Source organism: Tritonibacter aquimaris (assembly GCF_009617595.1).
Classification (GTDB): Bacteria; Pseudomonadota; Alphaproteobacteria; order Rhodobacterales; family Rhodobacteraceae; genus Epibacterium; species Epibacterium aquimaris.
Window position 1 is genome coordinate 225,414 of sequence record NZ_WIXK01000001.1, and the last position, 25,766, is coordinate 251,179.

Annotated in this window: 28 protein-coding genes and 1 pseudogene; 15 read left to right on the forward strand and 14 right to left on the reverse strand. The window is 56.7% G+C overall.

All coding sequences use genetic code 11. The annotated features are described in order from the left end of the window. Positions 1-104 precede the first annotated feature (104 nt). Complete coding sequence (locus GG681_RS17845) at positions 105-626, forward strand: hypothetical protein (protein ID WP_235899720.1); 522 nt, start codon at positions 105-107, stop codon at positions 624-626. Positions 627-951: 325 nt separating this feature from the next. Here the strand turns inward: GG681_RS17845 and GG681_RS17850 are convergent. The 6 genes and pseudogenes from GG681_RS17850 to GG681_RS01090 all read right to left on the reverse strand — a co-directional run. Next, a pseudogene (locus GG681_RS17850) lies at positions 952-1,122 on the reverse strand (MerR family transcriptional regulator); the annotation flags it as partial. Between the two features lie 17 nt (positions 1,123-1,139). Further along, positions 1,140-1,442, reverse strand: a complete 303-nt coding sequence (ihfA, locus tag GG681_RS01070) for an integration host factor subunit alpha (protein WP_153544208.1) — start codon at positions 1,440-1,442, stop codon at positions 1,140-1,142. A 93-nt stretch (positions 1,443-1,535) separates the two neighbouring features. Beyond that, a complete protein-coding gene (locus tag GG681_RS01075) occupies positions 1,536-2,507 on the reverse strand; it encodes a beta-ketoacyl-ACP synthase III (protein WP_153544210.1) in 972 nt (323 codons plus the stop codon). A 24-nt stretch (positions 2,508-2,531) separates the two neighbouring features. Continuing rightward, positions 2,532-3,638, reverse strand: coding sequence for a phosphate acyltransferase PlsX (gene plsX / locus GG681_RS01080; RefSeq protein ID WP_153544212.1), 1,107 nt, complete (start codon positions 3,636-3,638; stop codon positions 2,532-2,534). A gap of 37 nt (positions 3,639-3,675) precedes the next feature. Beyond that, entirely contained in the window at positions 3,676-3,882 is a 207-nt protein-coding gene (rpmF, locus tag GG681_RS01085; protein WP_153544214.1) for a 50S ribosomal protein L32, read from the reverse strand. 244 nt (positions 3,883-4,126) lie between these two features. Beyond that, complete coding sequence (locus tag GG681_RS01090) at positions 4,127-4,663, reverse strand: YceD family protein (RefSeq protein ID WP_153544216.1); 537 nt, start codon at positions 4,661-4,663, stop codon at positions 4,127-4,129. A 104-nt stretch (positions 4,664-4,767) separates the two neighbouring features. On the opposite strand from GG681_RS01090, the gene GG681_RS01095 reads away from it, so the two are divergent. The 3 genes from GG681_RS01095 (at position 4,768) to GG681_RS01105 (ending at position 8,030) form a co-directional block, all read left to right on the forward strand. Then, positions 4,768-5,235 (forward strand): outer membrane protein assembly factor BamE, encoded by a 468-nt coding sequence (locus tag GG681_RS01095; protein WP_153544218.1) that lies wholly within the window; start codon positions 4,768-4,770, stop codon positions 5,233-5,235. Between the two features lie 136 nt (positions 5,236-5,371). After that, entirely contained in the window at positions 5,372-6,121 is a 750-nt protein-coding gene (locus tag GG681_RS01100) for a GNAT family N-acetyltransferase (RefSeq protein ID WP_194287113.1), read from the forward strand. Between the two features lie 100 nt (positions 6,122-6,221). Beyond that, positions 6,222-8,030, forward strand: coding sequence for an ABC-F family ATP-binding cassette domain-containing protein (locus tag GG681_RS01105; RefSeq protein ID WP_153544221.1), 1,809 nt, complete (start codon positions 6,222-6,224; stop codon positions 8,028-8,030). 34 nt (positions 8,031-8,064) lie between these two features. Here GG681_RS01105 and GG681_RS01110 read toward each other — a convergent pair whose 3' ends face one another. Next, entirely contained in the window at positions 8,065-8,820 is a 756-nt protein-coding gene (locus GG681_RS01110) for an SDR family oxidoreductase (protein ID WP_153544223.1), read from the reverse strand. Positions 8,821-8,891: 71 nt separating this feature from the next. Next, positions 8,892-9,806 carry a GNAT family N-acetyltransferase gene (locus GG681_RS01115; protein ID WP_153544225.1) on the reverse strand — a complete coding sequence of 305 codons (915 nt, stop codon included), beginning with the start codon at positions 9,804-9,806 and terminating at the stop codon, positions 8,892-8,894. A 45-nt stretch (positions 9,807-9,851) separates the two neighbouring features. On the opposite strand from GG681_RS01115, the gene GG681_RS17645 reads away from it, so the two are divergent. Beyond that, a complete protein-coding gene (locus GG681_RS17645; protein WP_194287114.1) occupies positions 9,852-9,989 on the forward strand; it encodes a hypothetical protein in 138 nt (45 codons plus the stop codon). Between the two features lie 48 nt (positions 9,990-10,037). Here the strand turns inward: GG681_RS17645 and tyrS are convergent, their stop codons facing one another. Beyond that, a complete protein-coding gene (gene tyrS / locus GG681_RS01120) occupies positions 10,038-11,294 on the reverse strand; it encodes a tyrosine--tRNA ligase (protein WP_153544227.1) in 1,257 nt (418 codons plus the stop codon). A gap of 153 nt (positions 11,295-11,447) precedes the next feature. Here tyrS and GG681_RS01125 point away from each other — a divergent pair, with 153 nt between their 5' ends. Next, positions 11,448-12,572, forward strand: a complete 1,125-nt coding sequence (locus GG681_RS01125) for an anhydro-N-acetylmuramic acid kinase (protein WP_153544229.1) — start codon at positions 11,448-11,450, stop codon at positions 12,570-12,572. Positions 12,573-12,705: 133 nt separating this feature from the next. Here GG681_RS01125 and GG681_RS01130 read toward each other — a convergent pair whose 3' ends face one another. Beyond that, on the reverse strand, positions 12,706-13,125 hold the full coding sequence (locus GG681_RS01130) for a cupin domain-containing protein (protein WP_153544231.1): 420 nt from the start codon (positions 13,123-13,125) through the stop codon (positions 12,706-12,708). 54 nt (positions 13,126-13,179) lie between these two features. Between GG681_RS01130 and GG681_RS01135 the strand changes: the two genes are divergently transcribed. Next, positions 13,180-14,598: a protein adenylyltransferase SelO gene (locus GG681_RS01135; protein ID WP_153544233.1), complete on the forward strand. Its 1,419-nt coding sequence runs from the start codon at positions 13,180-13,182 to the stop codon at positions 14,596-14,598. Between the two features lie 44 nt (positions 14,599-14,642). On the opposite strand, the gene GG681_RS01140 is transcribed toward GG681_RS01135, so the two are convergent. After that, positions 14,643-15,971, reverse strand: a complete 1,329-nt coding sequence (locus tag GG681_RS01140; protein WP_153545136.1) for a DEAD/DEAH box helicase — start codon at positions 15,969-15,971, stop codon at positions 14,643-14,645. Positions 15,972-16,215: 244 nt separating this feature from the next. Here GG681_RS01140 and GG681_RS01145 point away from each other — a divergent pair, with 244 nt between their 5' ends. The 5 genes from GG681_RS01145 to GG681_RS01165 all read left to right on the forward strand — a co-directional run bounded on the left by GG681_RS01145 (position 16,216) and on the right by GG681_RS01165 (position 20,290). Further along, entirely contained in the window at positions 16,216-16,635 is a 420-nt protein-coding gene (locus GG681_RS01145; RefSeq protein WP_153544235.1) for a Fur family transcriptional regulator, read from the forward strand. A 203-nt stretch (positions 16,636-16,838) separates the two neighbouring features. Then, positions 16,839-17,723, forward strand: coding sequence for a DMT family transporter (locus GG681_RS01150; RefSeq protein WP_153544237.1), 885 nt, complete (start codon positions 16,839-16,841; stop codon positions 17,721-17,723). 158 nt (positions 17,724-17,881) lie between these two features. Continuing rightward, positions 17,882-19,159: a phosphopyruvate hydratase gene (gene eno / locus GG681_RS01155; RefSeq protein WP_153544239.1), complete on the forward strand. Its 1,278-nt coding sequence runs from the start codon at positions 17,882-17,884 to the stop codon at positions 19,157-19,159. Between the two features lie 64 nt (positions 19,160-19,223). Beyond that, a complete protein-coding gene (locus GG681_RS01160; protein ID WP_153544241.1) occupies positions 19,224-19,676 on the forward strand; it encodes an MEKHLA domain-containing protein in 453 nt (150 codons plus the stop codon). 14 nt (positions 19,677-19,690) lie between these two features. Beyond that, on the forward strand, positions 19,691-20,290 hold the full coding sequence (locus tag GG681_RS01165; RefSeq protein ID WP_153544243.1) for a GNAT family N-acetyltransferase: 600 nt from the start codon (positions 19,691-19,693) through the stop codon (positions 20,288-20,290). Between the two features lie 6 nt (positions 20,291-20,296). On the opposite strand, the gene GG681_RS01170 is transcribed toward GG681_RS01165, so the two are convergent. From GG681_RS01170 to mazG, 3 genes are read right to left on the reverse strand one after another with little or no spacing between them, the layout of a single operon-like run. Next, complete coding sequence (locus GG681_RS01170) at positions 20,297-20,743, reverse strand: GNAT family N-acetyltransferase (protein WP_153544245.1); 447 nt, start codon at positions 20,741-20,743, stop codon at positions 20,297-20,299. Beyond that, positions 20,740-21,681 carry a nucleoside hydrolase gene (locus tag GG681_RS01175; RefSeq protein ID WP_153544247.1) on the reverse strand — a complete coding sequence of 314 codons (942 nt, stop codon included), beginning with the start codon at positions 21,679-21,681 and terminating at the stop codon, positions 20,740-20,742. Before GG681_RS01175 ends, GG681_RS01170 begins: the two co-directional genes overlap by 4 nt. 28 nt (positions 21,682-21,709) lie before the next feature. Then, positions 21,710-22,543 (reverse strand): nucleoside triphosphate pyrophosphohydrolase, encoded by an 834-nt coding sequence (mazG, locus tag GG681_RS01180; protein ID WP_153544249.1) that lies wholly within the window; start codon positions 22,541-22,543, stop codon positions 21,710-21,712. A gap of 64 nt (positions 22,544-22,607) precedes the next feature. Between mazG and GG681_RS01185 the strand changes: the two genes are divergently transcribed. From GG681_RS01185 to speB (GG681_RS01195), 3 genes are all read left to right on the forward strand, one after another. After that, the gene (locus tag GG681_RS01185; protein ID WP_153544251.1) at positions 22,608-23,771 is read left to right on the forward strand and encodes a M20 aminoacylase family protein; all 1,164 of its coding nucleotides are present in this window, start codon (positions 22,608-22,610) and stop codon (positions 23,769-23,771) included. A gap of 69 nt (positions 23,772-23,840) precedes the next feature. Further along, positions 23,841-24,806: an agmatinase gene (gene speB / locus GG681_RS01190; RefSeq protein WP_153544253.1), complete on the forward strand. Its 966-nt coding sequence runs from the start codon at positions 23,841-23,843 to the stop codon at positions 24,804-24,806. After that, positions 24,803-25,756 carry an agmatinase gene (gene speB / locus GG681_RS01195; RefSeq protein WP_153544255.1) on the forward strand — a complete coding sequence of 318 codons (954 nt, stop codon included), beginning with the start codon at positions 24,803-24,805 and terminating at the stop codon, positions 25,754-25,756. Before speB (GG681_RS01190) ends, speB (GG681_RS01195) begins: the two co-directional genes overlap by 4 nt. Positions 25,757-25,766: the final 10 nt, after the last annotated feature.

Genomic DNA, 25,766 nt, shown 5'->3' on the forward strand with positions numbered 1-25,766 from the left:
GGGCTCAGCTGCAAGCGGCGCTTCCTGTGGCGTCGCCTGGGCCGGTTCCGCGATTGGGGCCGTCGTAGGTGTAGCGGCGTCTTCAGGCGCCCAGGCAGGTTGCTTTGCTGTGGGCTCATCAGAAACTTCAGGAGCAGGAGCAGGAGCAGGAGCAGGAGCAGGAGCAGGAGCAGGAGCAGGAGCAGGAGCAGGAGCAGGAGCAGGAGCAGGAGCAGGAGCAGGAGCAGGAGCAGGCTGTTCGCTCGCCGCGCCATCCCACAGGCCAGGTTGATCTGTGCTGCTGGCAGCAGGAGCTGCCGCAGGTGTTTGCGGTGCACTGCCTGCCATCGCATTTTGCAGCTCTTGCACTTTTTCGGTGGCACTTTGCTGTGCTGGTGCCTGGGCCGGCCCAAGATCCAGCCCAATTTGTGCCGCGGGTTGTTCAACCGCAGCTGCGGACGTGGGCGCGGGGCTCACATCAACACGGGGCGTGGTCGCAGGGATTTCAGCTGCAGGTGATTCGACAGGCGGGGTGGGGGCAGTGGGTGTTTCGCTCGCTGCGGTGTGCGCTGCAGCTGATTGCATGCCAAGTGTCTGATCGACCGGTGCTTGTGCAGCGGGTGCTGCGGCAACGGGTGCTGGTGTAACGGGTGCTGGTGTAACAGGTGCTGGCGCAGCCGGTGCTTGCGGCGCGGGCGTATCAACTTCAGGTGCCAATGATTGCGCAAAGCCTGCTATGGGGCTTTCTTCCACAGAGGTTTCGGGCGTTGATTGTTCAACCTTGCTGACTTGTGCGTCGACGGTATCCGCAGGAGCGTGCCGCGAGAAACCATTGGACCCACCGGACGACCCAGGCGTGAACGTCGCATCCAGCGAGTGTGAAAGCTCCGCAACATGGCTGGGGCCATGGTCGCGGATCAGCGCTTGCACCTCTTTGATCGAGAGGCCTTCATCGTGCAGCAAATGTCGAATGCCGCCCAAGAGCAACATGTCATTTGGGCGGTAGTAGCGGCGCCCACCAGCCCGTTTCATAGGCTTGAGCTGGGGAAACTTGCTTTCCCAGAAGCGCAGCACATGCGCCTGGACCGCCAGCCATTCCGCAACTTCGCTGATGGTGCGGAAGGCGTCTGGTGATTTCGACATTCTTTCGGGTCCCGATGTTACTTACGGTTGCCCTCTGCTACGCGGTCCTTCATCAGGTGAGATGGCCGGAACGTCAGAACCCGGCGCGGCTGAATTGGCACCTCTTCACCTGTTTTTGGATTTCGCCCGACACGTGCGGACTTGTCCCGGACGCTGAACGTACCAAAGGAGGAAATCTTAACTTGTTCTCCGCGCACCAAAGCATCCGACATATGCTGGAGCATAGTTTCAACCAGCTGCGCGCTTTCATTTCGTGAAAGGCCTACCTCGCGAAAGACAGCCTCGCTCAAATCCATACGTGTAAGTGTTTTTTCGCTCATTCCAGTCCCCGTTGTTTGGAAAACAATAGGGCGCAGAGATTTTACCTGTCAATATCAACGAATTGCTTAAAAACTCTTACTGGTTAAATCGGTTCACCAGCGCAACACTACTGCGCCCCAGGCGAGACCGCCGCCAATCGCCTCGGTGACCACCAGATCCCCTTCTTTGATTTGGCCGCGCGCATTGCCAACCGAAAGCGCCAGGGGGATGGATGCGGCAGAGGTATTGCCGTGGTCTTGTACCGTGACCACAACCTTATCCATCGGCAGGCCCATCTTTTTGGCGGTGCCCTGAATGATGCGAATATTGGCCTGATGCGGCACAACCCAATCCACATCATCAGAACCAAGGCCGGTTTTTTCCAGCGCGGTATTGGCGGTTTTTGCAAGCTTTTCAACCGCATGGCGGAAGACTTGGTTGCCCTGCATCCGCAAGTAACCAGTGGTGCGTTGAGAGACGCCCCCATCCACATAAAGCAGGTCTTTGTATTTACCGTCAGAGTTCAAATCGGTCGCCAGGATGCCGCGATCGGTGTTGGTCCCGGTGAGATCTTGCGCTTCCAGCAGCAGTGCACCCGCGCCATCACCAAAGAGCACACAGGTGGATCTGTCTGTCCAATCCATAATGCGGCTGAAGGTTTCAGCACCAATCACAAGCACACGATTTGCCTGACCCGATGCAATCAGCGCATTTGCATTGCTCAACGCATATACAAAGCCTGCGCAAACCGCCTGGATATCAAAGGCAAAGCCCTTGGTCATACCAAGCGCGGCCTGAACCATAGTTGCAGCAGAGGGGAAAGTGAGATCCGCGGTTGATGTGGCCAGCACGATGGCGTCTATATCGTCGGCTTCAAGACCTGCGTCTTTCAGCGCGGCCTCAGCCGCTTTGGTGGCCATATCGGATGTGGTTTCATCTTCGGCAGCGAAATGGCGGCGCTCAATCCCGGAACGGGAGCGAATCCATTCATCCGTTGTGTCCAGTTTGTCTTCAAACTCGGCATTTTCGACTACGCGTTCAGGAAGATAATGCCCTGTTCCAATTACCACTGCGCGTCGCGTCATTTGTGTCTGCCTTTGATTGTCGTACTATTTGGGTGCTGTGCCTGCTTTGGCTGCAGCCGTATTATCTTGGTTAAGCTCACCGGCGGATGCAACCCGCGCAGCGAGTTTTTGTGCAAATCCTTGCTCAGCCAGACGGAAGGCAAGTTTGACAGCAGCAGAAACGCTGGTTGCGTCTGCGCCACCATGGGATTTTACCACAGTACCGTTCAGGCCCAAAAACACACCGCCATTGACCCGGCGGGGGTCAATTCGTTTGGACAGGCGTTTGAGCGACGTCAGAGCCAAAAGCGCAGCAAACCGTGACAGAAGCGAATATTCAAAAGCTTCACGCATTGCGCTGCGGATCAGGCTTGCGGTGCCTTCTCCGGTTTTGATCGCCACGTTGCCGGTAAACCCATCGGTCACAATCACATCTGCGATATCGCCAGGGATGTCACTGCCTTCGACAAAGCCTACAAATTCAAAACTTGCGTCTTCAGCCCGTTTGGAAATCAGCGCGTAAGCTTCTTTTAGTTCGGCACGGCCCTTGTGTTCTTCGGTGCCGACATTCAGCAACCCGACACGGGGCATGGCAATATCCATTGAATTGCGCGTGTATGACACGCCCATCAATGCAAATTGCAACAGATCGGTTGCGTCGGCCCTGATATCAGCGCCAACGTCCAGCATCACGTTGAACCCTTGCGGATTGCGTGACGGCCAGAGAATCGCAATAGCAGGGCGATTGATGCCAGGCATCTTGCGCAGACGCAGCATGCTGAGCGCCATCAAGGCACCGGTGTTGCCACAAGAGACGGCACCGGCTGCTTCGCCTTTGCGTACGCAATCGACTGTCGCCCACATGGACGACCCTTTTCCGCTGCGCATCACTTGGCTTGGCTTATCCTCCATCGTGACAACATTGCGGCTGTCACGAATCTCGACCCGGTCACGCAAAATGCGCCGCCGAGCCACCAGAGGAGCCAGCTGCTCTTCGGGGCCATGCAGAATGAACCCGATGTCCGGGTTCTTCTTGGCAGATTTAGCAATGCCGGCCACCACAACTGAGGGACCGGCATCTCCGCCCATGGCGTCAACCGAAATGATAATGCGAGCGGGCGTCTCGTGATGGGATTCGGGTGTACCGGTCATCCAAAGGCCTGCCTGCCATCAGTGGAATAAAGAGGGCTTACGCCGCGTCTTCGTCCAGGTCGATTTCGTTGGCTTGTGCAATTACTTCACGGTTGTTGTAGTGACCGCACGAAGGGCACACGTGGTGCGGGCGTGACAGCTCACCGCAGCTCGGGCATTCGTTTGGATTTGCAGCAACCAGTGCATCGTGCGCACGGCGGTTGTTGCGGCGCGATTTGGATACTTTGTTCTGTTGGACGGCCATGTCTCAACCTTTACGTCTTGGGCTTTGGGGCATTCCCCGCAGCGTGTTTCGTGTTCCGTGTTCAATCGGTGTGACGTGCGTTTAGGCTGCAGCCGGTCCGATGTCCAACGATAAATTCCAATGAGCGCGCGAAAATACTCAGAATCTGCAGGCGTGCAAGGGGTTTTGTCTTTGTTTTACGAAGAAGCGGGGTGGAGTAGGTTATTTAATAGCATATTCCCCGCTTATTCGCGGCGGTTTTGGATCACTCGTCTTTGGAGAGCGCATCTTTCAGTGCGGCAAGCCCGGCAAAGGGTCTGGCGTCTTCGTCGCGCATGGGCTTGATTCCTGGTTCCGCAAATACGGATTCGCCAAGCTCAACACCGTCCTTGCGCGGAAACTCGGGCACTTCCAGGCTCAGCGCCTCTTGCATGACGACGAATACATCGATCTCAGCGCCGAGCTGCTCGATATTGTCGTCTTCGGGCATTTCCACTTCTTCGCCATCCACCTCAGGAAGGTGAGCGATAAAAACCCGAGAGACTTTTTCATCAATGCGGGTTTTCATTGGTTCAAGCGAAACCACACAGGTTTGGCCGATTGTAGCACCAAGCGTCGCGATGAGCTCCCAGTCGCGCTTTCCTTTGGCGCGGATCTCGCCAGAGAATCTTACCTTACGCAGATCATTCAGCCCGAGTTCTGCTGCCATGGCCTGGCAGCTTTCGTCATCTGGGCGCAGATCAAAGGCAGTGGGCGCGTTCTGAGACAGGTCCGCGACGCGGAAGATTGCGCTTTGTGGCATTGAAAACTCTTTCGTTTCTTGAACAGACCTTTTGGTTTAGGTAATCGGGTTCAGGGCCGGGTTCAAGCCAGAGGGGTTAGACGGTAATGTATAGAGGTCACATCATGCAGGGCACAAAGATTAAGTCAGCTCTGAAAAACACGGCTCTGGTCGTGGCGATCGTGGGCCTCGCCGCCTGTAGCCCAATCTATCGCAAACACGGTTATGTCCCCAACGAAGAGGCGCTGGCCGATATCGTGCCGGGTGTTGATACCAAGGATTCGGTTGCCCAGAGCGTTGGGGTGCCGTCATCGTCGGGCGTGTTGCGCGACAGCGGCTATTACTATGTGTCTTCGCTGGTGCGCAGCCGCGGCGGCCTTGAGCCCACAACCGTTTCGCGTGAGCTGGTGGCCATCAATTTTGATGGGAATGGCACTGTAACGGGGATCCAACGCTTTGGCCTTGAAGACGGGCGCGTTGTGCCGCTGCAGCGTCGCGTGACCGCGTCGAACCTGCAGGATAAAACATTCCTGCGTCAGCTGCTTGGCAACCTCGGAAACTTCAATCCGGGCAGCTTCCTGGGCGATAACTAATCCTATCGGCGCCCGTTGTGACGGGCGCTTTTCACCGCATGAATTCTTTCAAAACCTTCATTTCCCTGTCACGCTGCATATGTAAAGCGGACAGATAGCGGTGCTGTTTCAGCGCATGACGAAGGGAAACGACAGGATGTCCGACGCTCCTTTGGGTGATGTTTTGTTGAGTAAGGGGCGTTACCACGCGCGTCTCGCAACGTCCGACGCAGATATTGCGGCGGCACAGGCGCTGCGCACGCTCTGCTTTCGTACCTCACAGCTGGATCAGGATGACTTTGATCAATCCTGTGCTCATATCCTGGTTGAAGATTTGCGTACGGGGGCTTTGGTCTGTTGTTTTCGCATGCTGGTGTTGGACGGGGGCAGCGAAATCTGCCGCAGCTATTCAGCACAGTTTTATGATCTGGCAGCGATGCGCAGTTTTGATGGGCGCATGGTGGAGATGGGGCGGTTCTGTATCCACCAAGGCTGCAACGACGCAGATATTTTACGCGTGGCCTGGGGCGCGATGACGGCGTTTGTGGATCAAAACGATATTCAGATGTTGTTTGGCTGCTCATCCTTTGCGGGTACAGAGACCGATGAATATCTGGATGCATTTGCCATGTTGAAGCATCGACACCTTGGCCCCAAACGCTGGCTGCCGCGGGTAAAGGCACCAAATGTGTTCCGTTTTGCGGCGCGGCTGCGGCGCAAGCCCGATGCCAAGAAAGCCATGCTGCGGATGCCGCCCTTGCTGCGCACCTATCTGATGATGGGTGGCTGGGTCAGCGATCATGCGGTGGTGGATGACAATCTGAACACGTTGCATGTGTTTACCGGGCTTGAGATCGGCGCGATCCCGCCTGCGCGCAAGCGGCTGTTGCGCGCCGTCGCGGGCTAAGGTGGCTGCGGCAAAGTTCGAATGCCTCCGGCGGGAGTATTTTTGAAAAGATTAAGGCGCCGGCGTTGACGCATCTCCTGCGGCGGTTTAGCTGGCTTTTATGGCACGTATTCCTCTTCTGCAGATGAGCGGGATCTCCCTTACTTTTGGCGGCGATCCCATCTTTTCCGATCTTGATCTTGTGGTGCAACCCGGTGACCGGGTGGCGCTGGTGGGGCGCAATGGCTCTGGCAAATCGACCCTGATGAAAATCATGGCAGGGCTGGTTGAGGCGGACACCGGATCGATTGTGGTGCCGCCGGGAAAATCCGTTGGCTACATGGAGCAAGACCCCAAGATGGAGGGGTTTGCCACCCTGGGCGATTTTGCCTCAAGTGGTCTGGAACCCGGTGAACTTTATAAGGTTGAACGCGCAGGCGAGGGGCTGAAATTTGATCCCGCGCGTCCGGTGGCCACAGCATCTGGCGGTGAACGTCGCCGGGCTGCATTGGCCAAGCTGATGGCGGAAGCGCCGGATCTTATGTTGCTCGATGAACCAACCAACCACCTGGATATTGAAGCGATTGGCTGGCTTGAGGGCGAACTTGCCTCGACACGGGCGGGATATGTTTTGATTTCTCACGACCGTGCATTTTTGAACGCGCTGACCCGCGCGACCCTTTGGGTGGATCGCGGCCAGGTGCGCCGTCAGGAAAAAGGGTTTGCCGCCTTTGAGGCCTGGCGCGACAAAATCTGGGACGAAGAGGATCAGGCGCGTCACAAACTTAACCGCTTGATCAAATCCGAAAGCCGCTGGGCCGTTGAAGGGATCAGCGCGCGCCGCAAACGCAATATGGGCCGGGTGCGCGCATTGCAGGAACTGAAATCGGAACGTTCGTCGCAGATCAAACGTCAGGGCGCGGCCGAGCTGGCGCTGGAGAGCGGGCCAAAGTCTGGCCGCAAGGTGATCGAAGCGGATGGGATTGAAAAAGCCTTTGGAGACAAGGTGATCCTGCGTCGTTTTGATCTCAAGGTGCAGCGCGGTGATCGAGTTGCCTTTGTTGGCCCCAATGGTGCGGGCAAAACCACGCTGTTGAAAATGCTTTTGGGAATGGAAGATCCTGATGCGGGGCAGGTGAAGCTTGGCACCAATCTGGAAGTTGCCCTGTTTGATCAGACCCGTGACCAGCTGGATGGGGATCTGAGCCTGTGGGATAACCTGACCTCTGATCCATCGATGCGCATATCTGGCAAGGCCGATCAGGTAATGGTGCGTGGCCAGCCCAAACATGTGGTTGGATATCTCAAGGAATTTCTGTTTGACGAACGTCAGGCCCGCGCGCCGGTACGCTCGCTGTCGGGCGGTGAAAAAGCGCGTCTATTGCTTGCGCGGCTGATGGCACGCAGTTCAAACCTTCTGGTGCTCGATGAGCCGACCAATGATTTGGATGTTGAAACGCTGGATCTGTTGCAAGAATTGCTCGATGCCTATGATGGCACCGTTTTGTTGGTGAGCCACGATCGGGATTTTCTGGATCGCGTGGCCACCACCACGATCGTGATGGAAGGCGACGGCAATGCTACGGCCTATGCAGGTGGCTGGAGCGACTATATTGCGCAGCGCAAACCGGTTGAAAAAGTGGTGGTTGAAAAGGCCGCGAAACAGGCAAAGTCAAAACCCAAGGCAGAGGCCAAACCTGCGGATGGTTTGAGCTTTAAGGAAAAGCACCGGCTCGAGGCGCTGCCTGCTGAGATTGAGCGGCTGGAAGCAGAGATTGCCAAGTTGGAGCAGCTGATGGCGGATCCTGAGCTGTTCACCCGAGAACCGGTGAAGTTCAAGAAAGCCAGCGAAGCCCTTATAGAACGTCAGGAAAAACTATCTGCCTCTGAGGAGGAATGGCTGGAATTGGAAGAAAAAGCCGCCAGCTGATGAGAGGACGCCGCGCTGAGCGCGGCGTCTTTTTTCAGGTCATACGAAGCGCGCCATCCAGGCGGATCACCTCACCGTTCAGATAGGGCATGCCAACAATAAAGGCTGCTGTGCGGGCAAATTCCTGTGGGTCACCCAGGCGTTTGGGGTGGGGCACATTTGCGGCGAGACCTTCGCGAATTTCTTCGCTCATCCCGGCCATCATCGGCGTCAGGAAAATACCCGGTGCAATCGTCATTACGCGAATGCCCTGACCCGAGAGATCGCGCGCCATTGGCAGTGTCATCCCCACAATGCCGCCTTTGGAGGCAGCATAGGCAGCCTGGCCTTTTTGGCCGTCAAATGCAGCAATTGACGCCGTGTTGACAATGACGCCGCGGTTGTTGTTTTCGTCGGCTGTTTGTTTCGCCATTTCAGCCGCTGCAAGACGCGCCACGTTGAAACTGCCGACAAGGTTGATGTCTACGGTGCGTGAAAACGCGCCCAGCGGATGCGGGCCATCGCGGCCCACGGTTTTTGCCCCAACCACGATGCCTGCGCAGTTCAGACAAGCGTTGATGCCACCCATTTTGGCGCTGGCAAATTCGATTGCAGCAGCAGCAGAGGTTTCATCGCTTACGTCGGTTTTGACAAAATGCCCCCCGATTTCATCCGCTACGGCCTGGCCTCCGGTTTCATCCAGATCCAGCAGTGTGACCTGTGCGCCATTGGCCGCGAAATAGCGGGCGCAGGCTTCGCCAAGACCCGATGCCGCACCAGTGATCACGGCCTTTACATGTGACAGCTCCATACCGCCCTCCCTCAAATGAACGTTTGTTCATTTATGGCAGGCTGGCAAAACCTGTCCAGAGTTCCGCAGGGTCAAGTTTGCATCAATTTCAGATCCCAGCGCGCCAGAGGTGTAAGGCGGCGGCCTAGAGGTGGCCAATACAGCCAGGTGCCGCCAAGTTTGCTGATCTCGGCCCCGGTGCCGAGTTTAAACCGCGCAAGCCCTTCGGCGTCTTCGGTATTGATCAACCCAAGATCAAGCCGTTTAACACCCTTCTGACGCAGCCAGTGAAGGGCCGACCACAACAGCAGGTTATTGGCATTCAGCGCTTTGCCACGGGGCAGGCTGTGGGCAATGTGATAGGTCGCATTCTGGCCGTGGGTCAGCACCAGAATGCCTGCAACACAATCGGTTCCATCAAAAGCCTGAAACAGTTTTGCCTTGCCGGGATTGGCCTCAGCATAGGCCAGTGTGAGTGGTACAGGCCAAGAGCGGTAGCCACGCTTTTGCTGCAGTTTGGCGTCTGCCTGCAGCAGCCAGTGGCTGGCATCAATTGGCATGTTTTGTCGGGTAATCTTGAGGCCCGCGTTTTCCGCCTGTACCAGCCGGTTGCGCCATTTCTGATGCAGGCGCGCGCGCTGCATATCAGCGGGGATATCGAGATCTATCTGTGCAACACTGGCCGGGGTCATCAAGGGCAGTGCGCCAAGACGCGCAAGCTCAGGCGTGGGTGATTCCGGTGACAAAAGGATTGGGGTGCGCTTCAGCCCCTCTTCCTGGAGAATTTCAAGCAAGCGCGCGGGTTTTGAAAGATCTGCGCGATTGATCATTGCCGCATTAACGCGGCCCCAGATCCGGCGGCGCAACACCACCGTATCCTGCATCCGGTCAAGCAGTAGGGGGCGCTGACCACTTTTGATCAGCGCTTTGGCAAATTCCTGCGTTTGTGGCAGGGCACGAAGGGCCATATCGGCCAGATCAGAACGGGGCGGAGCAAGGTCAAACATGGCGCCATTAACCCCAGCGAAACCTAAGTCATGGTTAATGAGGCCATGCAAAAGCGAAATAAAGTTTATGGGAAAGAGGCCCCTTGCGCGCGGATGACCAAAACCGCGGCGCTGTTGGTGGCGATCGCCCTGTCAGTGCCGGTGTTTTTGGTGCTGACATTGGTTGATCTCTTTTTGATATAAAAAAGGGGCGCGTGATGCGCCCCTTTTGCAAATCTTTGGATGCGGTGATTAGCCGTCGAGCTGCACCAGCGCGTGGCGCTTTTTGCCTGCGCTCAGTTTGATCGGCGATGACAGTGCGGCTGCGTCAATCATCAGCCCTGCATCGGTCAGCGGCGCATCATCAAGCTTGGCTCCGTTTTCAGCAATCAATCGTTTGGCTTCCTTGCCGGTTTTGGCGAGGCCCGATTTCACAATCAGCTGCACGATAGAGATACCGTCACCCAGATCAGCCGCGTTCAGCGAAAGCGTTGGTAGATCGTCCCCAACGCCGCCTTTTTCAAATACTTCGCGCGCGGTGGCTTCGGCGGCTTTGGCCGCATCAGCACCATGCAAAAGCGTGGTCACCTCATTGGCCAACACGATTTTTGCATCATTGATTTCCGATCCAGCCAGTGCGCCCAGACGTTCACATTCATCAACGGGCAGCTCGGTATAAAGCTTCAGGAAGCGGCCTACATCTGCGTCGGTTGTATTGCGCCAGAACTGCCAGAATTCATAAGGGCTGCGCATATCAGCATTGAGCCAGACCGCACCGTCCTGAGATTTGCCCATCTTCTTGCCGTCAGAGGTGGTCAGCAGCGGCGAGGTCAGGCCAAAGATCCCATTGTCCAGAACCCGGCGGGTCAGGTCGATCCCGTTAACGATGTTGCCCCATTGATCCGATCCGCCCATCTGCAGGATGCAGCCATAGCGGCGGTTCAGCTCAAGGAAGTCATAGGCCTGCAGGATCATGTAGTTGAATTCAAGGAAGCTGAGCGACTGTTCGCGGTCTAGCCGCGATTTTACGCTTTCAAACGCCAGCATCCGGTTGACCGAAAAATGTCGACCAATGTCGCGCAGAAACTCCAGATAGTTCAGATCATCCAGCCATTCCGCATTGTTCAGCATCAGGGCTTTGTTTGGTGCATCGGTGTCATAGTCGATATAGGCAGAGAACACCTTTTTGATGCCCGCGATATTGTCATTGATCGCGGCGTCATCCAGCAGCGGGCGTTCATCCGCGCGGAACGACGGATCGCCCACCTTGGTGGTGCCGCCGCCCATCAGGGTGATCGGCTGGTGGCCGGTCTTCTGGAACCAGCGCAGCATCATGATCTGGATCAGCGAGCCCACGTGCAGCGATTTTGCAGTGGCGTCAAAGCCGATATAGGCCGGGCGCACACCACTCAAAAGAGCGTCGTCCAGTCCCTGATAATCGGTGCAGTCCGACAGAAACCCGCGTTCCATCATGACGGCGACGAAATCAGACTTAGGATGGTATGTCATTGTGAGCCTCGGAAATTGATATGTGCCTGCTTCCTATAAAACGCAAAACACAGAGTTGGAACCTGTTTTCCTGCCAAGATAACCGCTGTAGGCTGTACTGCAATCAATGACCTGACTTTGATCAGGGCAATCCCATAAAAACCGGGGGCAGTCATGGCGCGAGCAATTTCCAAAACAGGGGTGATCCGGGCGGCGGGCACAATGAGCGGAACCTCTCTGGACGGGGTGGATGTTGCGATCGTCGAGACAGATGGGCAGCAGATCTTTGGATTTGGCCCCAGTCATTATCGTGGCTACACAGATGCAGAGCGCGCGGTGTTGCTGGCCGCGCTTGGGAAATGGTCTGGGCCAGAGGTTGATGCGGCAACTTCTGTGGTGGATGAAGCGCACCAACAGGTGTTGCAGCAGCTTTTACAAGACGCGCCCGAGGTTGAGCTTGTGGGCTTTCATGGTCAGACGCTTGCCCATGCGCCGCGTTTGCAGGGAACCTTGCAGGTGGGCGACGGGGCTGGGCTTGCGGAGGCGATTTCCCGGCCGGTGGTTTGGGATTTTCGCAGCGATGATGTGGCGATGGGCGGCGAGGGCGCGCCGCTTGCGCCGTTTTTCCATTTCGCCTGTGCAAAATACATTGGTGCCGAGGCGCCGGTTGCGTTTCTGAACCTCGGCGGTGTGGGCAATATCACCTATGTGGATCCGCGATATGATCGTCCGGAAAATCCTGGAGCGCTTCTTGCTTTTGACACCGGGCCTGCAAATGCACCGGTGAATGATCTGATGCAGGCGCGTCTGGGCCTTGCGATGGACAAAGGCGGGGCGGTTGCGCGCGCTGGCACGGTTGAAACGGGCGCGTTGGAGCTGTTTCTGGCAGAGCCCTATTTTACCCGCATGCCGCCAAAGTCGCTCGACCGAAACGATTTTTCAGAGATGATTGATCTGGTGCGCGAGCTGTCAGATGCGGATGCAGCAGCCACGCTGACCGGCATGTGTGCCGCGGCGGTGGTGCAGGGGGTGGAGCATTGCCCGCAGATGCCGCAGAAAATCCTGGTCACCGGGGGCGGGCGGCTCAATCCGGTTCTGATGGAGATGCTGCAGGTTGCGCTCGACTGCCCGGTTGTGCCCATCGAAGAAGTTGGGCTGGATGGGGATATGCTTGAAGCGCAGGCATTTGCGCATCTGGCTGTGCGGGTTGTACGCGGTCTGCCAACATCTGCGCCCGCAACAACGGGTGTCAGTGCCTGTGTTGGTGGCGGGGTCCTGAGTGTTTCAACAAAGACATAGCCTAGACGGGGGTGCTCCCGCTCGTCACAGGTGATTTGAAAATCCCCCGTTCCCGTTGGGCGTCGCGCCGCGCAAAGCGCGGCGCTGGTCGTTTCGGGCGCAGCCCGAAGCGAAAAACCTCAAGAAAGCGCCCTTAGGTGCGCGCTATATCAAATTCAGGTGCGGCCAATTCAAACCCATCAAATTCAAAGCCCGGCGACACGGTGCAGCTGACCAGAGTGTAATCCCCCGTGCTGCGCGCCGCCTGCCAGTGATGCGGTGGAACGATGATTTGGGGCTGGCCTTTGCTGAGATCTGGCGACAGTAAATGATCAACGGCAGGGCCGTTTTCATCCGCCGCCATCGACAGCACCAACGGCGCGCCCGCATGAAACAGCCAGATCTCGGCTGCATCCACCCGGTGCCAATGGCTTGTTTCGTCCGCTTTTAGCAGGAAATAGATACAGGTTCCGCTGGCGCGACCGGGATTACTGGCCTTCCAGGTTTCTTTGTACCAGCCGCCCTCAGGATGGGGCTGCAGATCGAGCTTTGCAATAATCTCATCCGCGGTCATCGGCTCATGTCCTTTATCTCTGGCAATCTACAGTGGGTGGCATATGTTTGCCCCATGACAATGAATATCCCCTTTGACAACAGCTATGCGCGCCTTGCACCGGAATTTTACAGCAAGCTTGCGCCCGAGCCCGCATCTGCGCCGCAGCTTGTGGCCTATAATGAAGCACTTGGTGCGCTGTTGGGAATTGAAGAAGCCGACACCGCCACCCGAGCGGAAGTTTTTGCTGGCAACGAAGCGCCCGAAGGCGCGGAGCCTTTGGCGCAGCTTTACAGTGGCCACCAGTTTGGCAATTACAATCCGCAGCTGGGCGATGGGCGTGCGCTGCTTCTTGGTGAAGTCATCGACCGTGATGGTGTGCGCCGCGATATCCAATTGAAAGGCTCCGGGCGCACGCCTTATTCGCGTCGCGGTGATGGTCGCGCGTGGCTGGGGCCGGTGTTGCGCGAATATGTTGTCTCTGAGGCGATGCATGCGCTGGGGATCCCCACCACACGGGCACTTGCTGCTGTGACGACAGGTGATGATGTCTGGCGCGAAGGGCCAATGCCTGGGGCAGTGCTGACGCGGGTGGCTCAAAGCCATTTACGGGTTGGTACCTTTCAGATCTTTGCGGTGCGTGGCCAGACTGAGGCGCTGAAGACGCTGACCGACTATGCGATTGCGCGCCATTATCCCGAGGCATCCGGCCCGATGGGGCTGTTGCGGGCGGTGCGCGACAATCAGGTGAAGCTGATCGCAGCCTGGATGGGTGTTGGCTTTATCCACGGGGTGATGAATACCGACAACAGCTCAATCTCCGGCGAGACAATCGATTACGGCCCCTGCGCCTTTATGGATGCGTATCAGGGCAATCGGGTGTTTTCCTCCATCGATCAGATGGGGCGATACGCCTATGGCAATCAGCCAAGCATTGCGGTGTGGAACCTTGCGCAATTGGCCACGGCGCTGATCCAGCAGGCAGACGATCCTGAAGCCCTGCTCGAAGAGGCCACCGAAATCGTGCACGGCATGCCAGATCTGTTGCACGAAGCCTGGCTTGATACATTCCGGCGCAAAATTGGCCTCTCTACGGCTGAACAGGGGGATGAGACCCTGCTCACCGATCTGTTGAAGGTCATGGCCGCGGGGCAGGCGGATTTCACCAATACCTTCCGCGCCTTGACGGCAGGCAAAGCGCGCGATCAATTCGTGGAGCCTGAGGCGTTTGATCGCTGGGAAGAGGGCTGGCGCGCGCGGCTTCACCGTGAGCAGAGCCCGGATGATGTCATGGCTCAGGCAAACCCGATCTATATTGCGCGCAATCACCAGATCGAAAAGATGATCACCGATGCAGTTGCGGGCGACTTTAACCTGTTTCACCGTCTGAACCGTGTGCTGGCGCAACCGTTTACAGAGCAGCCGGGTGCGGAGGATCTGAAAAAAGCACCGCTGCCCGATGAGATCGTGCCAGCAACCTTTTGCGGCACCTAACACAAAAAATGCGCGCTCTCAGCTGAGGCGCGCATTTTGTTTTATCAGCTTTGGGTGCGACCCGGAGAGGGAGCCTTGCTGGCTTTTGGCTTGCTGCCGCGTTTGCGGAAGCCGCCAGGTTTTCCACCAGGTTTGCCACCAGGTTTTCCACCGGGGCGGCCACCACCAGAGTTTCCGCCGGAATTGCCGCCAGGACGACCACCGGGGCGGCGTCCACCACCACGACGGCCTTTTGGTGCCTCATTGGGATCAGGCATAACCTCCCAAGGGCGGCCAGAGGCCACCGGGATCTGGATCTTCATGGTTTTCTGAATGGCCTTCAGTTCGTCCATTTCGTCCGGGGCACAAAACGCCACTGCTTCACCATCTTTGCCCGCGCGCGCGGTACGGCCGATACGGTGCACATAAGCGTCTGGCACATTGGGCAGCTCGTAGTTGTAGACGTATTTCACATCCGGGATGTCAAGCCCGCGCGCGGCGACATCGGTTGCAACCAGTACTTTAACTTCACCCGCGCGAAAGGCTGCCAAAGCACGTTCACGCTGGCCCTGGCTTTTGTTGCCGTGGATCGCAGCCGCAGAGAAGCCCGCCTTATCGAGCGTCTTCATCAGCCGCTCCATCCCGTGTTTGGTGCGGCCAAAGATCAGCGTGCGTTCATCCGCGTGTTTCGCCAGCAGCTCTTTCAGCAGCGACAGTTTCTCTGCCTTGGCGATGAAGTGGATCGATTGGGTCACCTTGGCGGCCGGTTTGCCGGGCGGTGTAACCTCGATACGGATCGGCCGATCAAGATAGGTATTGGCGAGCTCATTCATCTGTTTTGGCATGGTGGCCGAAAACAGCATGGTCTGGCGTTCCTCGGGCAGGAGCGGCGCGATTTTGCGCAGCGCATGAATAAAGCCCATGTCGAGCATCTGATCCGCTTCATCCAGCACTAGGAAATCGCAAGATCCCAGATCAACTGCGTTGCGATCCATAATGTCGATCAGGCGACCAGGGGTTGCGACCAAAATATCTGTGCCGCGCGACAGCCGGGTGATCTGCGGATTGATAGAAACGCCGCCCACAACAACGGTTACCCGCACCGGGGTGTTTTCGGTCAACCCTTTAAGCGACTCTGCGATCTGGTTCACCAGTTCACGGGTGGGGGCCAGGATCAAACCACGCACCGTGCCCGCGGCAGGCTTGCGCCCGTAGCCCAGCATCTGTGCAATCAGCGGCACCCCAAAGGCTGCGGTCTTGCCGGTGCCGGTTTGTGCCAAGCCCAGGACATCACGTCCCTGCAACGCATGGGGAATCGCCCGCGCCTGGATCGGGGTTGGGGTGCTGAACCCCAAGGTTTCAATACGGTTCAAAAGCTGCGCAGGCAGCTCCATAGAAGCAAAGTCACTCACTGCAGATCCTTTCAAGGCCCTGACTGGCCGCCTTAGGGCGGGGCTTGGGCCAATGTGATGCAGCAAGAGGAGCAGCTGAACCACAGAATTCGGGTTGTTGCGCAAATGACTGTGGATAACGAGGTTGTCAACCGGTTAAGCTCAACAAAAGCTGGTTTTCCGGCTGCGTTTTATTCGCTAGAGACAGATGGCTCTAGGATCTGGTGGACGCTGAGGAAGGATTGCGATGCCCATGTCAATTATTGCCCGTTGCGAGGCCAAAGGCCTTCGTATGACTGGACAGCGCCGCATTATTGCACAGGTTTTGCAAGACAGTTCCGATCACCCGGATGTAGAAGAGCTGTACAAACGGGCAAGCGCTTTGGACGACGGGATTTCCATTGCCACGGTCTACCGGACTGTAAAGCTCTTTGAAGAAGCGGGCATTTTGGAGCGGCTGGAATTTGGCGATGGGCGCGCGCGCTATGAAGATGCAGAGCGCGACCACCATGACCATCTGATCGATATGAACAGCGGCGAAGTCATCGAATTCTGTGATCCCGAAATCGAAGCGTTGCAGGAAAAGATCGCACAAAAGCTTGGCTATGAGCTGCGCGGCCACAAGCTTGAGCTTTACGGCGTGCCCTTGTCCAAAACCCGCAGCTAATAAATCCCCAATAGATTCTCAGTAAAGGGCGCTGTTCGCGCTGGGACTGCGCTGGGATTGTCGATTTTGGATATTGTATCACATTCCGTGATGTTGCGTTTCACGTCATATCATGTGGGATGTTTACATTTTATCTTGCCGCGCTGGGCAATTCCGGTGTCATGGAGCGTAGATCTATTCACGCGACCAAGTCGGAGGCAGCTATGAACAACGTGCGCGGAATTCTTTTGGTGTTGTTGGCCATGGTTGGCTTCACCCTGGAAGACACATTCATCAAGGCGCTGACCGGCGGTATGGCCGTAGGGCAGGTGCTGATGCTGATTGGTCTGGGCAGCGCGTCGGTTTTTGCACTTTTTGCCAGCGTGCGTGGGGAAAACATCTTGGGGGCGCGCGCCTGGCAGCCTTTGCCGCTGTTACGCGCGTTTACCGAAGCCTTTTCTGCAGTTGCCTACGCAACCGCGCTGTCAAAAGTGGATATCTCAACCGTTGCTGCGGTGTTTCAGGCCACGCCTTTGGTGATCACCATGGGGGCTGCGCTGTTTCTTGGGGAACAAGTGGGCTGGCGGCGCTGGAGCGCTATTGGGGTTGGTTTTATCGGTGTGATTATGATCATTCGTCCCGGCCTCAATGGCTTTGAGCCTGCTGCGCTTTGGGTGCTGATCGCCGTGCTGGGGGTTGCGACCCGTGATCTGTTGACGCGGGTTTTGTCTGCGGATGTGCCCTCTACTGTTGTGAGCTTTCAGGCCTTTGCCACCATTATCCCAGCAGGGCTGTTTTTGATGTTTGTCAACAACAGCAGCTTTTCCGTTCCGCATGGGGCGGATTGGGCCATGATCGTGGGCGGGGTGCTGTTTGGCGTCATGGGGTACTATTCAATCGTGGTGGCAATGCGCATTGGCGACGCGGCTGTGGTGACCCCGTTTCGCTACACGCGTCTGCTGTTTTCGATCCTGATCGGCGCGGTGGTGTTTGCCGAACGGCCCGATCTGATGACGCTTGCAGGGTCTTCGCTGGTGATTGGCTCTGGTCTTTATACCTTCCTGCGGGAACGGCGGCTGCAACGCGTGACGCAGATGGCAAACGCATGAAACCTCTTTGTTTCTTCGGAAACTGATGGCGCAAACAGTTGTTCTGTTAGCCCTAAAGGTTTGAATTAATCGCCGTTAGCGGTAACGAGAACGGTTTACTTTTACAATCCACTTGCTATGACTGCGGCAAACATTAGCCACACTCAGGAACATCAGTGATGAGCACCATTATCGACATTCACGCCCGTGAAATTCTGGACAGCCGCGGCAACCCTACTGTTGAGGTTGACGTGGTCCTCGAAGACGGCACCATGGGCCGTGCTGCCGTGCCGTCTGGTGCATCCACCGGCGCCTATGAAGCCGTTGAAAAGCGCGATGGCGACAAAGCACGTTACATGGGCAAAGGCGTTCTGGAAGCCGTTGCCGCCGTAAACGGTGAAATCGCCGAAGAGCTGGTTGGCTTTGACGCAACCGATCAGGCGGCCGTTGACCAGGCGATGATCGATCTGGACGGCACCGAAAACAAAGGTCGCCTGGGCGCCAACGCGATCCTGGGTGTGTCCATGGCTGTTGCCAAAGCCGCTGCCGATTTCACCACCCAGCCGCTGTATCGCTATGTTGGCGGCACCTCGGCCCGCGTTCTGCCGGTTCCGATGATGAACATCATCAACGGCGGCGAGCACGCGGACAACCCGATCGACATCCAGGAATTCATGATCATGCCAGTGGCTGCGGAAAACATCCGCGACGCGGTTCGCATGGGCTCCGAAGTGTTCCACACCCTGAAAAAAGACCTGGTTGCTGCTGGCATGTCCACCGGTCTCGGCGATGAGGGCGGCTTTGCGCCGGAGCTCGGCTCGACCCGTGACGCACTGGATTTCATCCTGAAAGCCATCGAAAAAGCAGGCTACAAGCCCGGAGAAGAAATCTATCTGGCGCTGGATTGTGCGGCGACTGAATATTACAAAGACGGCAAATACGTCATGGCCGGTGAGGGCAAGACCCTGACCAGCGCCGAAAACGTTGAATACCTGGCATCGCTGGTCAACGACTATCCGATCATCTCCATCGAAGACGGCATGGCCGAAGACGATTGGGACGGCTGGAAAGCGCTGACCGACGCAATCGGCGACAAGGTGCAGCTGGTGGGTGATGATCTGTTTGTGACCAACCCTTTGCGTCTGGCCGAAGGGATTGAGCGCGGCAGCGCCAACTCGATGCTGGTGAAGGTCAACCAGATCGGCACCCTGACCGAAACCCTGAAGGCGGTTGATATGGCGCACCGCGCCCGGTTCACCAATGTGATGTCGCACCGTTCGGGTGAAACCGAAGACGCGATCATCGCCGATCTGGCGGTTGCCACCAACTGTGGTCAGATCAAAACCGGCTCGCTGGCACGTTCGGACCGGCTCGCGAAATACAACCAGCTGATCCGCATCGAAGAGCAGCTGGGCGAAGTGGCCGAATACGCAGGTCGTTCGATCCTGAAAGGCTAAGCCTCAGCGATAAAAAACAAAACGCCCCGCCAAATTGGTGGGGCGTTTTTGTGAGGAGAGTGTGATGCAGGAACCAAGTGCTGAAAACGGATTTCAAGCGGCGCATGCGGCTTTGCTTGCTGCTAGTTTTGCCACGCTCACAGGGCGTGATCTGCAGGCCGATTGCAGTGCAGAAGCGCTGTATCACGCGCCGTTTGTGATCCTCTCCCATGATGGCGGCGTGGATCCTGTGCTGACCTATGGCAATCTGGCGGCGCAGAAATTGTGGGAAATGGGTTGGGACCAGCTGACACAAATGCCTTCGCGCCTCACAGCTGAGCCGCAGCACCGCACCACTCGGGCTGAGATGTTTGAACGCATGCGGCTAAGTGGTGTGATTGATGACTATGCGGGCATTCGCATCAGTGCCACGGGAAAACGATTTGAAATTCGCGGTGCTGTGATTTGGGCCCTTGTTGACGACGCAGGGATCAAGCAGGGTGAGGCCGCAATGTTTCAGAATTATCAATACCTTTGAAGGAGGGCAGGGCGATGGAATTTGTAGATGGTTTGACTGAGATCCCCGACGATAAGCTTGCAACAATTGTGACCTATCTGCAGATGTTTGAACGCCCCGAACTGCGCCCTGTTGCTGCGCCCGAGGGCGTGAGCCTGCAGCGCCATGACGCGCCTGATCTGTCCTGGTATCGCTCGCTGTTTCGTGCGGTTGGTGGCGACTATCTTTGGGTGTCGCGTCTGGAAACACCGGATGCGGATCTCAGCGCGCATCTTAGCCACGATAATGTTTCGGTCTGGTCAGTGCGCAAGAACGGCGAAGATCTGGGCCTGTTGGAGCTGGAATGGAAAGACGGTGAATGTGAACTGTCGTTCTTTGGTCTTGCTCAGCCATTGATTGGCGGCGGTGTTGGGCGCTGGCTGATGAACCAGGCGATTGAGTTCGCGTTTGAGCGCCCGATCCAGCGTTTCTTTGTTCACACCTGCACCTTGGACAGCGCGCAGGCGTTGCCGTTTTATATCCGCTCAGGCTTTAGTCCTTATCGGCGTGCGCTGGAGATCATGCAAGATCCACGCCTTGGCGGCTATTACGCTGCAGATGCGGCGCCGCAGCTCCCCTATCTGGTGAAAGATTGATCGCGCTTAAACCAGCGGTCTGATCAGTGAAATTGGTGTTTCGACGGGCGCAAACCGCACCCGTTGGAACAAACCCGCCGCGCCTTCATCCGCGAGCTTGACCTGAATATCAAGAAGGCCCGCACCTGACATGGTCTTGATCAGCTGCAGCAGTGCTTCGGTTGCAATGCCGCGACCGCGCACAGGTGGCCGGATGTAGATTTCCTGCAAAAGCCCTTGCAAGCCACCACGCTCCATATCCCAGGTGAACCCCAACACAAGATAGCCAATGGCTGCACGTGCAGGGCCAATCAGATAGGCCGCCCCATAAGGGTTGCCGTCCAGCAGTGGCATCAAGGCCGCATTTAATCCATCTTCATGGACTTCTTCGCCGCGTTCCTCGCGAAAGGCCGCAGCAAGGGCTGCGAGTTTCTCAAGATGCTCGGGCTTTGCCAATTGCAGTGCTGCGCTCATAATCTGGCCAATCCTTCTGTGAGCAGGTTGAAAAATCCATCCGCATCGACATCGCCGATGAACAGTGCGTTTGGGGCACGATCCGTCACCCGCCACCAGTCTGCCACCGTCATACCAAGAGTAAGATCAGACTGGGTTTCGATCTCTACATTCACGTGGCGGCCGGAAAACAGCTGTGGATGCAACAGATAGGCGATGACGCAGGGATCATGCAATGGCCCACCGTCAGATCCATATTTCTCCACATCAAAACGTTCAAAAAACGCGAGCATATCTGCGGTGAAGGCGGCGGCTTTTGTGTTTAGATCACGGATTGCATTTATGCGATGCGGTGTCGTCAACACCTTATGGGTCACATCCAGCGGCATCACCACCAGTGGCACGCCAGCGCTAAACACAATCTCGGCCGCTTCGGGATCCACATAGATGTTAAATTCAGCCGCCGGGGTGATATTGCCCACTTCAAAATAAGCGCCACCCATCATGATGAGCTCTTTTACGCGTGGGATAATATCTGGCGCACGTTCAAAGGCAGTGGCGATATTGCTCAGCGGTCCCAGGGTGCACAGCGTCACGCTTCCTGCAGGTTCGCGCCGTAGGGTTTCAATAATGAAGTCAACAGCGTGCACATCAGAAAGCGGTGTTTCAGGATCAAACAGTTCCGGGCCGTCTAATCCGGTTTTTCCATGCACATGTTCCGCCGTCACAAGCGCACGTTTGATGGGCCGCGCGCATCCAGCGTAAACAGCCATATCCTTGCGTCCGGCAATGTCGCAAATGATGCGGGCGTTGCGGGTGGTCAGATCCAGTGGCACATTGCCTGCAACGCAGGTAATCCCGAGCACGTCCAGCGCATCCGGGTTTGCAAGTGCGAGCAATATCGCAACCGCGTCATCCTGGCCGGGGTCGGTATCAATGATGATCTTGCGTTTGCGCATGGCGGGCCCTCTTTCGTTCTCGCCCAGCTTAGCCCGGCATATCGGCTTTAGCACGCTCTGCCTGTTTGACCTCATCCCAAAGCGCGTCCATCTCGGCGAGGTCGCTCTCATCCGGGGTTTTGCCACGCGCGGCAAGACGCTCTTCGACACCTTCAAAGCGGCGGGTGAATTTGGCATTGGCCCGGCGCAATGCCGCTTCGGGTTCGACATCAAGGTGGCGACCCAGATTGGCCATCACAAACATCAGATCGCCAAATTCTTCTTCAACTTCATTCTGGCTGAGCGTGTCACGCGCCTCAACAAGTTCGGCGGATTCTTCGGCGATTTTTTCGATCACATTTTGCGCCGAGGGCCAATCAAACCCAACCCGCGCGGCACGTTTTTGCAGCTTGTACGCCCGTAGCAGGGCAGGCAGCCCAACGGCCACACCATCCAATGTGCCGCTTTGCCGTTTGGAGGCACGTTCTTGCGCTTTGATCTTCTCCCAATCATCCACCTGCTGGTCCGCGGATTTTTCGCGGTTTTCATCACCAAATACATGCGGGTGGCGGCTCACCATCTTGTTGGACATGGTGCGCACCACATCTTGAAAGGTGAAATGCCCGGCCTCAGCCGCCATCTGGGCATGAAAGACCGATTGAAACAGCAAATCGCCCAGCTCGCCTTGCAGCTCATCCCAGGCCTTGCGCTCAATTGCATCAGCAACTTCATAGGCTTCTTCAATGGTGTAAGGCGCGATCGTGGCGAAATCCTGCTCGATATCCCAGGGGCAGCCGCTGTCAGGATCGCGCAGGGCCTGCATGATTTTAAGCAGCCGTTCAATTCCAGCGGTTTCATCATGGATGAGTGATGCGTCAGACATTGCGTGAGCCCCTGTTCCAGTGTCAGATGCATCAATCACCGAGTCTTTTGCAGGAGTCCAGCCCATGCCGGTTGTGAACCGTATCGCCAACTACGCCAACGAGCTGCAAGAATGGCGTCAGCATCTGCATTCCATCCCGGAGCTGTCGCTGGAGTTGCCAAAAACCGCGGCTTTTGTGGCGCAACGCCTGCGAGAGATCGGCGTGGATGAGATCCACGAAGGTATCGCCACCAGCGGTATTGTGGCGATCATCAATGGCCAAAGCAAAGGTGAAACCATTGGTCTGCGTGCCGATATGGATGCATTGCCAATTGAGGAAGAAACCGGTGCAAAATATGCCTCGGCCCATGCAGGCAAAATGCATGCCTGTGGTCATGACGGCCATACAACCATGCTGCTTGGGGCGGCGAAATACCTGGCGGAGACGCGCAATTTCTCTGGCCGGGTTGCACTGATTTTCCAACCTGCCGAAGAAACCGTGGGCGGTGCACGTATTATGGTCGAAGAAGGTGTGCTTGAGCGGTTTGATATTTCCCAGATTTACGCGCTGCATTGCGCGCCGGGGTTGCCCTTTGGCGAATTTATCACGCGCCCCGGCCCGATCATGGCCGCAGCAGATGAATTCTATATCTATATTAACGGGCTTGGCGGGCACGGCGCGCTGCCGCATGAAACCCGCGATCCGGTGATGGCGGCCTGTGGTATTGCGCAGGCGATCCAGACCATTGTCAGCCGCAATCATTTTGCCCTTGAAGATCTGGTGGTGTCTGTCACCCAGATCCACACCGGCAGCGCCGATAATATTGTGCCCGAAACCGCCTTTATCAACGGCACTGTGCGCTCGTTTGATAAGGACACACAGGCCATGGTGATGCGCCGCATGGATGAGATCGTGCGCGGTCAAGCCATTGCCTATGGGGTTGAAGTAGAGCTGAATTACAACGTGGGCTACCCCGCGACCGTTAACGACCCGCAGCGTACTGAACTGGCCCTAAAGGCTGCGCGTGACGTGGCGGGTGAAACCCACGTGGATGGGGAGTGCGACCCGCAGATGGGGGCGGAAGATTTCAGCTACTTCTTGCAGGCCTGTCCCGGTGCATATCTGTTTTTGGGGCAAGGGGACGGACCGGGGCTGCATCAGGCGGGATTTGATTTTAACGATGAAATCGCGCCTATCGGAGCTTCTTTCTTTTCTCGCCTGGTAGAGACATTGCAGCCCGCAGGCTAAGCTCTGGGATGACAAGGGCGCTGGCGTCGGCTATCCCGGTGATCAGAGACCAAGCAATAGGATGTTGCGATGGCATTGGAAGATGCAAAAAACCAAGTAGATGAGGCCTTTACCCGCGAGGATCTGAAGGGGCCGAGTTTTGAAAACACCTTTGGTGGGGCAACTTCCTTTTTGCGACGCCGCTACACTAAGGATTTGCGTCAGGCGGATATTGCCGTGACTGGCATCCCCTTTGATCAGGCGGTGACCAACCGTCCGGGCACCCGTCTTGGCCCGCGCGCGGTGCGTGAAGCCAGCGCGCTGCAAAGCCCCGATGCGCCTTATGGCTGGCCGTTTGACGTGCTGGGGGAGCTTGCAATTGTGGATTATGGCGATCTGGCGTTTGACTACGCCGATGTTGCAGCCTTTCCCGATGCGCTGACGGATCATATTCGCCAGATCCTAAAAACCGATACAGCTTCGGTGGCGATTGGCGGCGACCACTATGTGTCTTTCCCGATCCTCAAGGCGTATGCGGAAAAATACGGCCCGCTGTCACTGTTGCAGTTTGATGCCCATAGCGACACCTGGCCGGATGACAATTTCTCCCGTGTTGATCACGGCACCATGTTTTACAAGGCCGTGAAACTTGGCCTGATTGATCCCAGCACATCGGTGCAGGTCGGCATCCGCACCACCAATGCGGATACGCTTGGGGTCAATATTATCGACGCGCCAACCGTGCATGAAATTGGCCCGGTTGAGACCGCAAAACGGATCAAATCCATTCTGGGCGACCGTCCCGTCTATCTTACCTTTGATATCGACTGTCTTGATCCTGCCTTTGCACCGGGCACTGGCACACCTGTTTGGGGTGGCCTGTCCTCGGGGCAGGCTGCACGGATCTTGCGCGATATTGCGGGTATCAACATCAAAGGGGGCGATATTGTTGAAGTTTCGCCGCCCTATGACACCTCGGGGGCCACTGCAATTGCTGGGGCTCATGTAGCAACCGAAATCATCTGCCTTATGGGCTGGAACATCTTGAAAAAATGACACAATTCAATCACCCGATCAGCGGCAACGATCTCGCACATTTTTCCGGCCCCAATACCTATATGCGCCTGCCACAGGCAACATCGCTGGATGGGCTGGATGTAGCCTTTCTGGGCGTGCCACTGGATGTCGGCAGCTCCTGGCGCTCGGGCGCGCGCTTTGGCCCCAAAGAGATCCGCAGCCAAAGCGCGATGATCCGGCCTTATAATCTCACCACCAAGGCCGCACCGTTTGATCATCTTAACGTGGCAGACATTGGTGATCTGGCGATCAATACGTTTTCGTTGAAAGAGTCGCTGCGCATCGTGGAAGACAGCTATGACGCCATTTTGGGTGGTGGAGTTGTGCCGATGGCGATGGGGGGTGATCATTCAATCACCTTGCCGATCCTGCGGGCAATGGCGCGCAAATATGGGCCGCTTGCGGTTGTTCATATTGGTGCACATGCGGATGTTGGCAGTGATATGTTTGGTGAAACCGAGGCGCATGGGACCGTGTATCGCCGCGCCAATGAAGAGGGGCTGTTGTTGACCGGCAAGACCTATCAGATTGGTCTGCGCGGCACAGGTGATAGTCCACAGGAATTTGCCGAGGCGGTGGCATGGGGCTTCCAGCACTTTCAGGCATCCGAATTGTGGGGGCGTTCGCTCTCGGGGATGGGGGCTGAAATCCGCCGCGATATTGGCAACCGTCCGACCTATATCTCCTTTGATATTAACGCGCTGGATCCCTCGTTTGCCCAGGGTGCCAGTCGCCCGGAAATTGGCGGGCTGACATCGATGCAGGCGCTTGAATTGCTGCGCTCTCTTACTGGGGTGAATGTTGTGGGGTGCGATCTGGTAGAGGTTTCACCCGCCTATGATCCAACGGGCACCACCGCGCTGACTGCGGCCAATCTTTTGTACGAAATGCTTTGTATTCTGCCGGGTGTCGCGCAGGCTGCCAAATAGCAATCGTTGC